This is a genomic window from Mesorhizobium sp. C120A (assembly GCF_030323105.1).
GTDB lineage: Bacteria > Pseudomonadota > Alphaproteobacteria > Rhizobiales > Rhizobiaceae > Mesorhizobium.
Genome location: NZ_CP100476.1, coordinates 4,252,134 through 4,265,890, shown reverse-complemented (window position 1 = coordinate 4,265,890; position 13,757 = coordinate 4,252,134). Strand labels below are relative to the sequence as shown.

13 protein-coding genes and 2 pseudogenes are annotated in these 13,757 nt (G+C 58.7%); 8 read left to right on the top strand and 7 right to left on the bottom strand.

Annotation, left to right across the window (positions count from 1 at the left end; all coding sequences use genetic code 11):
- Window positions 1–39: 39 nt before the first annotated feature.
- From NL532_RS20770 to NL532_RS20760, 3 genes are all read right to left on the bottom strand, one after another.
- On the bottom strand, window positions 40–1,647 hold the full coding sequence (locus NL532_RS20770; protein WP_023830218.1) for an ABC transporter substrate-binding protein: 1,608 nt from the start codon (window positions 1,645–1,647) through the stop codon (window positions 40–42).
- Between the two features lie 124 nt (window positions 1,648–1,771).
- Window positions 1,772–2,125, bottom strand: a complete 354-nt coding sequence (locus NL532_RS20765) for a Rieske (2Fe-2S) protein (RefSeq protein ID WP_023673824.1) — start codon at window positions 2,123–2,125, stop codon at window positions 1,772–1,774.
- Window positions 2,126–2,136: 11 nt separating this feature from the next.
- On the bottom strand, window positions 2,137–3,219 hold the full coding sequence (locus tag NL532_RS20760) for an amidohydrolase family protein (RefSeq protein ID WP_031203622.1): 1,083 nt from the start codon (window positions 3,217–3,219) through the stop codon (window positions 2,137–2,139).
- 129 nt (window positions 3,220–3,348) lie between these two features.
- Here NL532_RS20760 and NL532_RS20755 point away from each other — a divergent pair, with 129 nt between their 5' ends.
- The 4 genes from NL532_RS20755 (at window position 3,349) to NL532_RS20740 (ending at window position 8,288) form a co-directional block, all read left to right on the top strand.
- Window positions 3,349–4,206, top strand: a complete 858-nt coding sequence (locus NL532_RS20755; protein WP_023673822.1) for a LysR family transcriptional regulator — start codon at window positions 3,349–3,351, stop codon at window positions 4,204–4,206.
- A gap of 210 nt (window positions 4,207–4,416) precedes the next feature.
- On the top strand, window positions 4,417–5,373 hold the full coding sequence (locus tag NL532_RS20750; RefSeq protein ID WP_196813903.1) for an FAD-binding oxidoreductase: 957 nt from the start codon (window positions 4,417–4,419) through the stop codon (window positions 5,371–5,373).
- A gap of 1,121 nt (window positions 5,374–6,494) precedes the next feature.
- Complete coding sequence (locus tag NL532_RS20745; RefSeq protein WP_023830216.1) at window positions 6,495–7,226, top strand: hypothetical protein; 732 nt, start codon at window positions 6,495–6,497, stop codon at window positions 7,224–7,226.
- An 804-nt stretch (window positions 7,227–8,030) separates the two neighbouring features.
- Window positions 8,031–8,288 carry a hypothetical protein gene (locus NL532_RS20740; protein ID WP_155923890.1) on the top strand — a complete coding sequence of 86 codons (258 nt, stop codon included), beginning with the start codon at window positions 8,031–8,033 and terminating at the stop codon, window positions 8,286–8,288.
- Between the two features lie 524 nt (window positions 8,289–8,812).
- Here NL532_RS20740 and NL532_RS20735 read toward each other — a convergent pair.
- The 3 genes and pseudogenes from NL532_RS20735 to NL532_RS20720 all read right to left on the bottom strand — a co-directional run bounded on the left by NL532_RS20735 (window position 8,813) and on the right by NL532_RS20720 (window position 10,683).
- Window positions 8,813–9,115 (bottom strand): DUF1330 domain-containing protein, encoded by a 303-nt coding sequence (locus NL532_RS20735; RefSeq protein ID WP_023670645.1) that lies wholly within the window; start codon window positions 9,113–9,115, stop codon window positions 8,813–8,815.
- 195 nt (window positions 9,116–9,310) lie between these two features.
- Window positions 9,311–9,751 carry an exopolysaccharide production repressor protein gene (locus NL532_RS20730; RefSeq protein ID WP_245260903.1) on the bottom strand — a complete coding sequence of 147 codons (441 nt, stop codon included), beginning with the start codon at window positions 9,749–9,751 and terminating at the stop codon, window positions 9,311–9,313.
- A 394-nt stretch (window positions 9,752–10,145) separates the two neighbouring features.
- Window positions 10,146–10,683 (bottom strand): annotated as a pseudogene (locus NL532_RS20720) (VOC family protein).
- A 101-nt stretch (window positions 10,684–10,784) separates the two neighbouring features.
- Here NL532_RS20720 and NL532_RS20715 point away from each other — a divergent pair.
- From NL532_RS20715 to NL532_RS20705, 4 genes and pseudogenes are all read left to right on the top strand, one after another.
- Entirely contained in the window at window positions 10,785–10,994 is a 210-nt protein-coding gene (locus tag NL532_RS20715; protein ID WP_081731109.1) for a LysR substrate-binding domain-containing protein, read from the top strand.
- A 187-nt stretch (window positions 10,995–11,181) separates the two neighbouring features.
- Window positions 11,182–11,418, top strand: a pseudogene (locus NL532_RS20710) (LysR substrate-binding domain-containing protein); the annotation flags it as partial.
- Between the two features lie 111 nt (window positions 11,419–11,529).
- Entirely contained in the window at window positions 11,530–11,844 is a 315-nt protein-coding gene (locus tag NL532_RS32250) for a transposase (protein ID WP_196813902.1), read from the top strand.
- A gap of 2 nt (window positions 11,845–11,846) precedes the next feature.
- A complete protein-coding gene (locus tag NL532_RS20705) occupies window positions 11,847–12,482 on the top strand; it encodes a hypothetical protein (protein WP_023830212.1) in 636 nt (211 codons plus the stop codon).
- A 740-nt stretch (window positions 12,483–13,222) separates the two neighbouring features.
- Here NL532_RS20705 and NL532_RS32245 read toward each other — a convergent pair.
- A complete protein-coding gene (locus NL532_RS32245) occupies window positions 13,223–13,600 on the bottom strand; it encodes a class I SAM-dependent methyltransferase (RefSeq protein ID WP_023734843.1) in 378 nt (125 codons plus the stop codon).
- Between the last annotated feature and the right edge of the window lie 157 nt (window positions 13,601–13,757).

Below are 13,757 nucleotides of genomic sequence, written 5' to 3'. Positions count from 1 at the left end.
GACCGGAGCCTCACAACCATCGTGGCCCCGGCCGCCTTTTCATGCCGTGGCGATCCACCAGCGTTCGGCCATTTTCAGTCCATCGTTCTCCCAGTTGGGCGCCACTTCGCCATGTGCGAGCTTTTTGGATTGGGCGCTGACGAAATTGTTGAAGACCAGCACGATGCTGCCGCCATCGTCGTGGGTTAGTTGCTGCATCTCGGCATACATCCCCGCTCGCTTGGCCTCGTCCGTCTCGGCCCGCGCCTTAACAAGCAATTCGTTGAAATGGGGATTTTTCCAGAACGACTCATTCCAGCTGGAGCCCGCGGCGAAGGCTTGCGTGAACATCCAGTCGGCCGTCGCTCGACCGCTCCAATAGGATGCGCACCAGGGTTTCTTGAGCCAGATATTGTCCCAATAAGCGTCCTCGGCCTCGCGCACGACATTGACGTCGATGCCGCATTGGGCTGCCGTCTCGCGAATGAGCGAAGCCGCATCCACCGCGCCTGCAAAAGCGGCATCGGCGACCGAGAGATCCACCTTCAGGTTCTCCATTCCGGCCTTTTTCAGGTAGTGCTTGGCTTTTTCCGGATCGAAGTTGTGTTGCGGTTGCGGATCCTTGGCGAATTTGATCGCTGGCGCGATCGGGTTGTCGTTAGCCACGGTGGCGTGGCCGAGAAAGATCTTGTCGACGATTTCTTGGCGATTGATCGCCCATTTCAATGCCATTCGCACGTCTGGATTATCAAACGGCGCCATCGCGACATTCATCGGCAAGGTATAATGTCCGTAGCCAGTGACCTCGACGATTTCCACCTTCGGATTGCGTTTCAACATGCCGAGGGTCTTGAGGTCGGCGCGGCCGATATAGTCCACCTCGCCCGTCGACAAGGCCGCCATGCGAGCGGCAAGATCTGTGATGGCGATGAATTCCACCTCGTCGAGATAGGGCTTGCCGTTCTTGAAGTAGTTTGGATTGCGCTTGAGTTTCGCCGAAACGCCGGGCTGGAAATTCTCAAGGACGAAAGCGCCGGTGCGAACCCCTGAAGCCCAGTCCGCCTTGCCGTCCTTGGCCGGCATGATGACCAGATGGTAGTCACTCATGATGTAAGGGAAATCGGCGTTGCCGCTCTTGAGCGTGAAGACCACCGTTTCCGGGCCGTCCACCTTGATCCCGGCGACGGACTCCAACAGCGACTTCGCCGCCGATTTTGTGTCCTTGCCCATGTGATATTGCAATGAGGTCACGACGTCATCCGCCGTCACAGTCTTGCCGTTGTGGAAGGTTGCGCCTTTGCGCAGCTTGAAGGCCCAGGTCTTGGCCCCATCCGAAGATTCGAAGCTCTCGGCGAGGTCCGGTTGGACATTGCCTTTGGCGTCGACCTCAGTGAGGCTGTTGGATAGCGAGCCCGAAAACGCGGTTTGTGTGAACGTATCGGGGTAGCCGGCCGGATCGATTGAATCCGTCGTCGCGCCGTGAGCCATGCCGAGCTTGGCGAAGCCGCCGTGCATCGGTTCGGCACGCGCCGTGGCGACGAAGAGCGTGTCGGCGGCGGCGACCGTCAGGCCTGCGGCTATCCCAAGATGAATGAAGTCGCGGCGGGAGACTTTGCCGCCACCGATCAGGCTTTGCGCGATACCAAGCTTGTATTCAGATTCTGACATTTGACTCTCCCATTGCGGAGTTCTCCGCGTTATTTTCTTCAAGCACCTGCGAACAAATCTGCTAGTTTGGCTGCGGCGGCCATCTTTCTTCGAATTTTTCCATCCCAATCGCCTTTTGGGCCAATCAGGCCGTCACATAGATGCTGCCGGCTTCGACGGTGACTGGAAATGTGCGAGCGCGAATGGACGGATCGACCAAGGCTTCACCTGACTTGATGTCGAATTCCCAGCCATGCCAGGCGCATCGAACGATCTCGTTTTCGCGATGATAGATGAATTGCGCTTGTTCAACGGGCGCGGTTGTCCCGCATTGCGGTCCCTCGCAAAGTGGAGCGCCGCGGTGCGGACAGACATTCAGCAGCGCGTGGAATGAATCTCCGATGCGGAAAATCCCGACCGAAAGGCTGCGGATCTTGGCGATAAACGGAGATCCTGTTTCGATCTCGTCGACGCGGCAGATATATGTCTTCTCGGGCATCGTATGCTTCCTCAGGCAGCATTCGCGGCTTGCGCACGGGGGATGCGTTTGTAGACGTCCAGCGCATTCAGTCCCATGATCTTGCTTTTCCACGCAGGAGGGATTTGCAGCGTGTTGGCATCGTCGTAATCCCAGTGCGGATAGTCCGACGCAAACATCAGCGTGTTTTCCCCGTCCATCGCTTCGAGCGTGGACCAGAGATGTTGGATGTTTGCAGGTTGCTCCAGCGGCTGCGTGGAAAAGCGGATGTTGCGCCGGCAATATTCCGATGGCAGCATCTTCAGCCATGGCGTCTCTTTACGCAGCGCTTTGTAGTCGGCATCCAGGCGCCACAGGACCGACGGAACCCAGGCGACACCGCACTCGATGATCACGAAGTAGAGGTCCGGCCACTTCTCGAAGACGCCATGGGCGATCATGCTTGCCACGTGCGACATCGCGGACATGTGCAAAATGGCATGCGTTTCCCAGAAGAATGTCGTGGGCGCAGGCGCAATGGCAGTTGAATTCACGCCGCCATGCCCGCCCAGATGTATGGCGAACGGCAACCCTACTTCAGCGCAAGCTTCGTAGATCGGATGGTAGAACGGGTCTCCATACGGCTTGACGGACCCTTGGGAAGCGAGAACCTGGACCATACGCGGATGACTGCCCAGACGGCGTATCTCGGCGGCAGCGAGCTTCGGATCCTGTGGTGCGATGATGATCGAACCCATGAAACGATCGTCTTTCGGCAGCCATTGGTTGATCTGATAGTCATTGTAGGCGCTGACCAGGGCGCTGGCATAGTAAGGATTGGCGAGGGTCGACGCCTCGATCGGCTCATCGCCGGTGAGGATCGCCACGTCGACTTTGTACTTGTCGAGGTGCTTCTCTTTCATGATGAGATAATTGTCGGCTTCCGTCTTCGGACGGACGTCCTTGCGGGAGAAGTCTTGGGGATGAAACCAGGGGCGATGGCCATGCGGAAATGCGCCGACTGGACCTGTTTTCTCGCCCTCGGTGAACATGTCTTTCCACAAGCCGGAAAGGTATGGCGTCAACACGGTGGCGCTTGACCAGTAATTGTGACAGTCGCAATCAACTATGAACACTTTGTTCCGCTCCGTGGCCCGTCCCGGCGGTGCGCCGGCCGATGATCTGGTGCAGCTTCCCCCTTGAGTATTGTTTGATCAAGCTTATGGTAGGCAGGAACATGATCGAATTTTTCGATTGGGATTTCCATGCAGCTTGATCACATCGAAACCTTTCTCGACATCATCGAATCGAGAAATTTCAATCGCACCGCAGATCGGTTGGGCTTAACCCAATCGACAATCAGCACCCGCATCAAGAACCTGGAGAGCGCAATCGGATCTGAACTGTTCCAACGCGGACGCGCCGGGGCAGAGCCGACTGCCGCAGGGCGCCGGTTCGAAGCCTACGCAAGATCTCTGGTATCCACTTGGTCGCAGGCTCGCCACGATGTCCGGGCCTTCAACCGTTTCGAAGGCACCTTGCGCGTTGCCGCCCAAGTGGGCATGACCCGCTCAGTCCTGCCCGGGTGGGTCGAAACCCTGTGCCAAGCACTTCCGAAGTCCTCAATCCATGTCGAGTCGGATTATTCGAACCAGATGGTCAGCGACCTCAGCATGGGAAACCTGGATATCGCGGTGCTTTATGCCCCCCGCTACTTGCCTGAGATCGCATACGAGCACCTGATGGTCGAGGAATATGTAATGGTTTCGACTGCCGCCAGAAACCTGTCGGACGTCGATCCCGACACCTACATCCGCCCAGGCTACACCGTCGTGCTGGAGAAAACGCACGCAGAGATGCTGGCTCAATTGGCGATCTGCCGACTTTCGACTGGATCGGAAGCTCTGGCGGAGATCATGCTCCGGCGAACGGGCGGCACTTGCTACATGCGCAGCGATGATGCGCGCAGGTTTACCGGTGAGCTTCCATCGTTCCTGGTCGAAGGAGCGCCGACCTTGCACCAGCCAGTCCATACGGCGATACTGGCACGCCGCAAACACGAACCGATCATTCGCAAAGGCATCCGTGCTCTCCATCTCGCCGTTATGTCGCTGGAGGTTTAATCGATATTCCCGATCATAACGCTGGAATAATATTGCTGTTCAGCGGGGTAAGAACTGGCATGTTCGCTCGACCTAACGCCGAGCCGCACGATGAATGCATACGCCTCCATCCAAGCCTCAGATGTCGTGCCCACCATGCGTCAGCGGCGATGGGCACAAAAGACGCGAGATATAGTGCTCTGCCGTCGCGTGATAGACGAGACGCACGATGTGAAAACATTTGTTCTCACATCTGCCGCTGGTCGGATGTTCTGCTTCAGCGCGGGCCAGTATGTTCTCGTGCACCTCAGGATCAACGGCGCCACAATAACGCGCGCCTACTCGGTATCGTCACCGCCGACGCGACCGCTTGATCTTCAGATCACCGTGAAGCGAACGCAGGGCGGGCTCACGTCCAACTGGATCCATGACCATTTGACGCCGGGCAGCGAGATCGAGATCGAAGGGCCGCTCGGTTCGTTCAATCTGGATAAATTGCGGTCGGAGAAACCTGTTTTCCTTTCGGGCGGGAGCGGCGTGACTCCGACCATGTCAATGCTGCGTGCGCTTACAGACCGCGCAGACGACAGGGAGATCCGCTTCATTCACAGCGCGAAAACCCCAGGCGACATCATCTTCCGAGCGGAACTGGAAGCACTTGCCGCTCGCTTTCCCAATGTTCAAGTGACTTTGGTTTGCGGCCAGGGAGGTCCCGCTTGGACGGGTTCAACCGGCCGAATTGATGGTCGGATGCTGCTGAGCCTGGTTCCCGATCTTCACAAGCGCACTGTTTTTGCCTGTGGGCCCGAAGGGTACATGAAGACGGCACGCGCCTGCCTTGATGCAATAGGCTTCCCGCCGGCGCAGTATCACGAGGAGAGTTTCGGAGGCAGCAATGGTTCTCGGTCGGAATTGGGCTTGGCGATTTCGTCTTCGGTCCGTTTTGTCCGCTCGGGTGTGGAGCATCGCTGCGCGCCCGGAGAGACCCTGCTGGACGCGGCGCGGAACTGTGGCATCTACATCCCAACCGCCTGCCAGCAGGGCGTTTGCGGAACGTGCCGAATAGCCAAACTATCCGGCGAGGTTACCATGGACGATTTAGGCGGACTGAATGCTAAAGAGAAATCTGCCGGCTATGTCCTGGCATGTTGCAGCCGCCCGCGAGGGACGGTTTTGCTCGACGCTTAGCTCGGCGTTGTTGACTGTTGGAACATTCCGTCGGCGCACGCATCGGCGTCAGGGTCTAACCCAACGGCTCGACGCTCGAAGCTGTCAGTCCGTTATCGGCCCCCAAATGAGACGTTGGAAGCATTGAGGGCAGGGGACAGTTCGTGGCGCAAACGAGATAGCAGCTCCGAGTAGTCATCGCTGTTCGCGAAACGGTCGATTTCTGGACATCGCAATGTCGGGTATGGACTAACGCGCTATCTCGGCTCGAGGACCAATTCAGGTACGCGCCTGACATTAGGTATTGAGCATAGATCCGTGCGTCCCGGAAAGCGGACGCGGCACGATCCGGGTTAGGCGAGTAAGATACGCTCGATGACGGCGGCGCGCGCGGAACCGTCGCAACCAAGGATGAAGCTGTTGCTGGAGCCGAGCGGGCATTCACGCGGCCATTGCCGGAGCAGATCGGCGCTAGGACGGCCCAGCAGACCTTGTCGCGGGGGGACACTTTGCCGCTGGCGGGCCGCTGGGCTCGACCGGTGAGACTCAGCGCCGTCCGGCAAACAATATGCGCAGGACTGCCAATGCCAACAAATCGTACAAACGGAGGAAGGAAGCGATCTAACCAGCTATCGCCATTTCCGATGCGAACGCCTAAGCCTTTTATGAGACCTAAGCGCAGCTTGCAGGCCGCAGCATGGTCCCAATTTGGGACGAATAGTTTGGCACCCATATTGCACCCACATCTTTCGCCGGCTGATCCCCGGTCGTGATCGCGTACTCTGATCAGGTGTAAGGCTCGCCGGGCTCGAGGTAGTTGGGGTCTTCGCCCGGCGAGTTGTCTACCAATGCGCAGTCACAGCCACACGGTGACGCCATACTCCGAAATGCCGCAAGCATTCCGCAGTTGTGCATCGCCCGACCAAGGTCCGATCGGTATGGGACTTCAGTCGCGCAAAAGGCCGATAGGGTCTGCGACTCCGAATTTTTTGTTAAAATTCAGACGGTTACAAAGAGCTTCGCAGTCGTCAGTCGCTCATTGCAACAAGCATTTATCTAAAGTTCATTCAGTCGGATTAGGAAACTCTTATAAGCCGCTCTATAACGAATCGTCGAGGTGGCTATTCGCCTGAGGAGGTACCATGACATCCCGAAAAACGCTGTTGGCAGCGCTTGCCGCGCTTGCGCTAGTGACCGCTCCTGCTTTCGCTGGCGCGGGTGGAAACGGTGGTGGTCACGGCAACGGTGGTGGTCACGGCAATGGTGGTGGTCACGGCAATGGCGGTGGTCACGGCAATAGCGGCAAGTCCGGCAACAGCGGCGGGAAGTCCGGCAACAGCGCTTCGCACGGCAAGTCGGCATCGGCTCACGCCGGAAAGAAGGCCTCGGCCGACGACCAGGTCGCCGTCGACGACATTGAGGTCGCCGCGACGCCCAAGGACAAGAACATTCACGCCAAGCTTGGCCGGCTGAACTCGCTGCAGCGCAACATCAACGCTTATATGAACTCCAAGAGCAAGAAATTCGCTGGCATTCAGGCTTATGTGACAGCGTCGGCGGCCGCCAAGGGTGCCCAAGCCGCGGTAGATGCAGCCCAAGCCGAAGTCGACGCGTTGAACGCCAAATTGAACGACCCGAATACTCCGGCCGACCAAGTCCCGACCCAGGAGCAGATTGACGCAGCGCAGGCGGCGCTCGATGCCGCCAATATAGCGGCGGCCGATGCTGCTGCCGCCGTCCCATCACTGGATGACGCGCTCGCCGATATGGCCAACAAGCCGGTCGACGCCGAGGTCACCGAATGGGCCAACGGCGTGCTTGCCGAGAAGATCGACGAGATGGCTGCCAAGCAGGCTCCTGCGCCAACACCGTAAGACCCGTCACAGCTGAAGCGATGCTAGTCGAACGTGCAAGCCGCCGGGTCACACCCCCGGCGGCAGGGCGACCCGAGCTGGCAACCTTATTCTCCTCTTTGAGGGGCGACCCCACAACAAGCGGAGTCGCTACGACGCGTATGAACAGTCGCCACCGACGCGTATGAACAAAAGTGCCGAAATACCGTGTTGAGGAGATGGCAGGCGATGCCGTGACGGCCACCCACACCGTCCACGCGAAAACTCCCACCAGGGCGGCGCGCGAAGCGGCGGAACGCGACGTCATTCTACGCCCGGCCACATCTTCGAATACAGTTCAGCCTGTAGGGCGGTCCATACCCGGTTGGCCGCGGCTCACGCTGGTTTCTTAACGCACCATGCCGTCGACCTCGATGCGCAAGTTCGACTATTGACCAGGACCAGGGTTCTCTCGCTCTGGTTTTGAGCCAGGGGAGAAGCAATAATCCTGGACGTGCCGCTTGATGCGTTTGTCGCGTTCAAATCTGCCTTCGCCAAGGGCCGCTTTCAACAATCACATCGCAACCAACTATGCATTCCGGCTCGCCCAAGAGAAGGCTGCAGGCTCGTTGGACGATTAAGGGAGGTTCTTTCAGAAAAAGGGCCCGCGCTGATCGAAGGGCGCGGGCCGGTCCGTTGCCGCCGGTCGGCAGCGGGAGGCATCCATTCCGGCCGGTGCAAACCGGCCTCTCCCGGCACAATTAGCAACCTTCGGCAGTCGTTTTCATCTGTCCAGGGGCTGCGGACTGGGCACTGGTGTCATCCTGTTGACCAGGAGCGGCCTGCTTGGCACTGCCACTCTGCTGGCCCGGCGCACAGTCCTTCGCTGAGTTCGAATTGATCGACTTCGTTGTGGTCGAATCCGTGGTGTTATCTGTCGTCGGCATTGTTGTGGTAGTGGAGGAGCCACTCGACGTCGTCCCTGTTGTCCCTGTCGTCCCCGCCAACGCAAGCCCGCTGGAAAGAGCCATCATGGCAGTGGCAAAAAGAAGCCGTTTCATTCTTCATCTCCTAATGGCAAGTAATGTCCCTTCCATTCGATAACGGGGGATGCGAAGGATCGGTTCCAACGCGACCTTGTCTTGACCGGCAGCTTTGGGGCGGCCGTTAGCGGACTGGCAGCCTTCACGCGGCGGATCTTCGGTAGCTGACATTCCGGCTAGCGCGGACATCGCCTTCCCCATGGGCAGAAATTAGTCTCCTGGGGCCCGCCCACGTTTCTCTCAAGCCACCGATTTCATGGCCGACAGGTTATCACGATGTGTCTGAAGGTGGAGAGCCTGATCGTCGCCCTTGGTTGTGCAGCCCTTCAGCCGTGGGCCAACCTCCGAACACCCTTGAAAAAGAACTTGAAGTCGTCCCGCACCAGAGCGAACGTCTTCGGATGATCGGGATAACACGGCGGTCACGAGACACCTGTTCCCGCGTTTTTTGCTCGCTCGCCGGCGCAGCGGCAAATTGATCATAGACGGTACTAAGTGGTCTTGCTGCTCCGGCATCTCGCCGTGAGGAAGAAATGACGCTGAGGATGCCCAACTGTCGTCGGGTCCGCTGGCCGCGCTTATGGGTCACGCCGCAGGCGTTGCAATCCCTTCTAAAGCGATGATCCTGGTGTTAGCGGAACGTTTGCGGATCTCGATCAGCCGGGCGTATTCCGGCGAATTATACCAGCCCATCAATGACGCCATGTCGGGGAATTCGACAATGACCAGTCGGTGTGGATCCCAATCACCTTCCAAAACCTTGGTGGCGCCACCGCGGCCCAGGTACCGCCCACCGTACCGCTCTTCGGTAGCGGGAACGTCCCGCCGATATTCCTCGAACAAGGCAGCGTCTTTTACGTCTACATCCGCTATCAGATAGGCAGCCATCTGTGTTTCCTCCTTAGACCCCGCTCGCCCTCCTCGGCTTCGGCGTCGTCGGTCCGCACCCTAACGACGATCTCCGTGGCGACATCCAGCGCCAGCGCGCTTTTCGATGATTGTTGGCGCTGCCACGGCTTTCCTTCTTTCGCATGGTTCGCAAAGATTAGCATGATCGCATGCTCTCGTGTCTGGCGGTCTCCCTCAAAGCGTCATCGAGCGCCCTTCAGATGAGACACCGCCGTCTCGACAGGTAGGCTCGGCAGGGTTCGGTATTTCTTCGGTTCTTTTCAACCAAAGCTTGTCGAAAAGCGCGAATGAAAATAGGAAATATGCAACCTGAAAGATGATAAAAATCAGCAAGGTCCATGCAAGGGACTTCCAGAACGAATCGGTTGCTAGGTAAATCCAGGTCGCTACCACGGTCGACGTGGCAAACATCCCAATCAGTAATCGCGGAAAAAACATCATGTTCAATGCCGCCCCATAGCTGGACCGACCGGTCTCACGTCTACTCCCCAGAAGAACGTAAGGTTTCACTAAATTAGTAATTGCGCAAGCACCAATGGCCAGAACCAAACCTTCCGAACAGCTTTCCCGGGCTGAAATCGAGCGCTTCCTGGCGGCAGCCGAAGCGCTGCACAAGAGCATATTCGGGTCGCTGTGCGTACCACGGCGAGCATGCCAAGCTCTGTGAGGTCCATCGACCCCTTTTGAAGGCGATCGAGAACATCACCGGCCACAAGGCGCAGTTCATCCAAAGGAACGGGACAGGGCCGTCGTCTGGCTAGCCGCCGGTCAAGTCCTATAAGCTCGGATGCGAAGCTTCGCTTCTCTTCCCGCAGGGTATTGCGATGCATTTTAAGCGCTTGAGTTTGCCGACGGTCTTCTCGAAGCGTACACTTTAATACCTGGGGTGGCGAAGCCCGCCAGCCGAACGGTTGCCCTCCGCTCGCAGCCAACCGGCTCCGTGGCTCGGTGAATGGCTAGCACTGTCGCAGCAGTCCTCCGAACGCAGCCCGCCATGGCGGTGGCCGGCTTAGCAGTCTGATGCCCCCTCGCGGGCGAGATTGTCCACGTCGAGCGGATTGCTGACCAGTTTCAGCGCGCCGTCCGGGTTGCGCGGCCATTCCGCTTCCGGGCGATCCCAATAGAGTTCTACCCCGTTGCCGGGGATCGCGCACATAGATCGCCTCCGAGCCGCCATGGTCATTCGCGCCGGTGAGCGTCACCCCTGCTGCTCGCAGGCGGCGCAGCGCAGCCGCCAACGCCGCCCGTGTCGGATAGAGAAAGGCGACATGGTGTAGGCCCGTCGTGCCAATCGGGGGCGCGGCACCGCCGCGGCTTTTCCAGTTAGTGAGCGCCAGATGATGGTGATATCCGCCCGCCGCGAGAAAGGCAGCCTCCTCGCTTAGCGACATGGTGACGCCGAACCCGAGGGCACCGCAATAAAAGGCTAGCGATCGCTCGATGTCGGCGACGTTGAGATGGACGTGACCGACCCGAACGCGCGGGTTGATGGCATATTTTTCGACGACGCTGGCGGCGTCATTGGGATTGATTGATTGATCGTTCATGGCCTCCGCTCCCCTGCTGGCGATTTCCACAAGCGAAATCATCGCGCAAATGCATTGCCCGGAAAATATAAGATGACTGGGATGAGCATCCCGTTTTCTGCATAATCCGGGAATGCGCATCGACGAGATATGTTCGGCTGACGGCGTCAGTGGATATCGCGCAGACGCTTCCACCGCCTGTTATTGCAGCCTTCCGTAAGGCTTATCCGGCGGTTGCCGTTGATCTCGTCGTCACCGACCGCGTTGCCGATCTCGTCGCCGACGGCATCGACCTCGCCGTGCGCGTCGGCCCGTTGCGCATTCCAGCCTGATCTCACGCGCTTTCGTGACGGGTCCTTCAGGACTGTTTGCTTCCCAGGCCTACCTCGACCGCCGGGGCACACCTGTCTCACTGGAGCAACTCGAACATCACGATCTCATCGCCCTCAGCAAGGCATGGGCGCGACCGCTGCCGATGCTGGCGGGCGACCGGAAGATCGGTGTTGACCTGACAGGGGGCTCGCCTGCGATGATCTGCTAACGGTGAGGGCGCTCGTGGCGATGGGATTGGGCATCAGCTTTCTTCCAGGCTATCTCGCCCATCAGCTCGATCTGGTGCGGGTACTCCCCGAACTGCGTTCACCGTTTACCGGCCTATTCTTTGCTTATCCGGCACAGAAGTTCGTGCCCGCACGGGTCAGGGAGTTCATCGATTTCGCCGCTTCTTCCGTTAAGCGTCTGGGACTTCATCCCTAGCCGCGGTGGGCGCAACGACACGGGGATTGGTTTGAGAGGAATCCGGTGTGATTCATAGATTGCCGACTGATTCTGGAGGTCGGCAATGTCTACGAAGATGACGGAGATGGATTGGTCGGCGGCGCTGGAGGTGTTCCGCGGATCGCTGCCACGGCGCGGAGCCAAGGGTCGGGACGACCTGCTATTCGTGGAGGCTCTGCACTATTCTCAGTCCACAACATTACATGGCGAGCGCTGCCGGAGCGTTTCGGCAAATGGAACAGCGTTTGGAAACGCTTCGACCGGCTGAGCAAGGCGGGCGTGTTCGAAACGTTCTTTGATCATCTCGCTGCGCTCTCGTCGTCGGCGCACCTGGTGCAGATGTTCGACAGCTCCGTGGTGCGCGCTCATGTCTCGGCGGTAGGGGCAAAAGGGCATAGGCGATAAGGATGACACACGAATTGCTTGCAGACGACGGTTGGACCGAGACGATTGAGCTTCTCGGCGGCGAAGATTTGCTTACGCGGAGCGCCCGCGAGACGAAGGCGTTCCTGCGTCCGCAGGGCGTTCAATCGGCGCCCGATTTGTTGCGCCTGACGCGCGGCGGCTTCTCGACCAAAATCCATCTGAAGACACCTAACGCGTTCATTTGGACAGCGACCCATTACTTGGCCCACCGGCTCATGCTGGCGGGCTTTTTTGCGTCAGTCGGGAACAACCTCGCTCTGAGGCTGTTCGGTCACACCCGGCTCGTTCTTCAGCGATTCCTGCCGGTGACCAAGATGTCCTCTCCACTCGTCATGGTCGGCCCGCGCAGCCTCGGAAGCAGGCGCGGGCCTCATTCGCCGTCATTGCTGTGTTCTCGGTGCGCAACCGCTTCTTTGAATGCGCGTGCTGCTGCATCGCAAGCGACACGTGAGGAGCCGTTCACGGACAGGATGATTTCGGCTGCCTTCACGGTCAAACCGTGTTTTTCGGCGAACTCTGCGGCTGTGTATGCGAGTTTTGTTTTTTCGCTACTCCGCATTTCTGACTCCATAGATCTCTTGCGCCTCGTGCAAGCTCTGTCGGGCCTGTTGCAGTGATCGATGCAAGTTCGCCAGCAATTCGTCGGCGTCGGCCGTCGGACTGCCTTCGTGATCCAGTAAGCCGACGATAATATCCTGCTTGGAAACGATGCTCTCGTTGTGAACGAGTTGGCCCATAAAATACATGAGCCGGCTCTGTGCCGGTGTGGGCATGGGCCTTCTCCCTGGTCGGGCGAAAGCCTGATGATCGCTCCCAAGCGCCTCGTGCCTGTTTGTTTTTGATTTTTCGAGGCGACCGCAGCAGTGTGCGCTCGTTAGCAGGCCATGGCAACCGGCCAGGCAATTGCAGCATCCACGCTGCGCACGCCGCCCTGACCGCGCGTGCCGGCCCCTGGCGTCGCTCGGCCGCTACTTCAGTGTTTCCGGTTGACAATCGTGGTCGGCGCACCGCATTTTCGCATTGAGGGACAAACGTGGGGAACCCTGCATGAAGAAGCCTTATCAGAAGCCGGAACTAAGAAGCGCGAGAAGCTCTCGGCCGTAACGGCTGTGTGCACGCCATCAACCTGCACCGATGAGTGAGAACCTTTAGGCCCAAGGCGCTTTGCCGAAATTCGCTAGAGAGGGACTGCAGTGAAGAAAGAATACAGCAAGCCAGTACTGACCAAACGTGGGCGTCTCAGCGCAGTGACGGCGCAATTGGCACCCAGTGTTGAACCCAGAGGAGCCTAGGCAAACCCCTGCAACAAAGCCAGTTGGCTTCGGCGGCGGGCTTTTCCGCTTCCAGGCGCCGAAACTTATCTTCGCGTGCCTGTCACAACGAGCCATGCGGTTTCCGTGCTCGGTCTCCGCACTTCAGGGTCGCTGAGCCCTGCATCTCGCAAGGCAGCAATGACCTCATCCGGCTCGCGAGGTGTAAAAATGTCGGCCGGCATGTTCATCCTGTCCATATGCGCCTTCGGAAGGAAGCCAAGCACGACGCGACCGCCTGGTTTGAGGACGCGAGCGAGCTCTGCGGATCCAGCTCTAAGGCTTTGCCAGAAGTACACTGTGTGGACGCTGAGAGCCTTGTCGAATGTGCTATCCGGCAAGGGCAAGTCCTCGACTAGCCCGACTCGGAACTCGGCTCGTCCGGCGCGCACTGCATCGGCGAACCGGCGGCAGGCAGCGTTCACGACATCTGCGAGCGGTCAACCCCGCAAACGAATGCTGCCTCACGGAGAAATTGCGGCAGTAAAACTGCGCCGCCGAAACCGACCTCCACGGCGCGATCTTCCGGGACCAGTTGCACTTGATCGAGAGCGTAGCCGTTGAGCCGGGCATTGCCCCGGT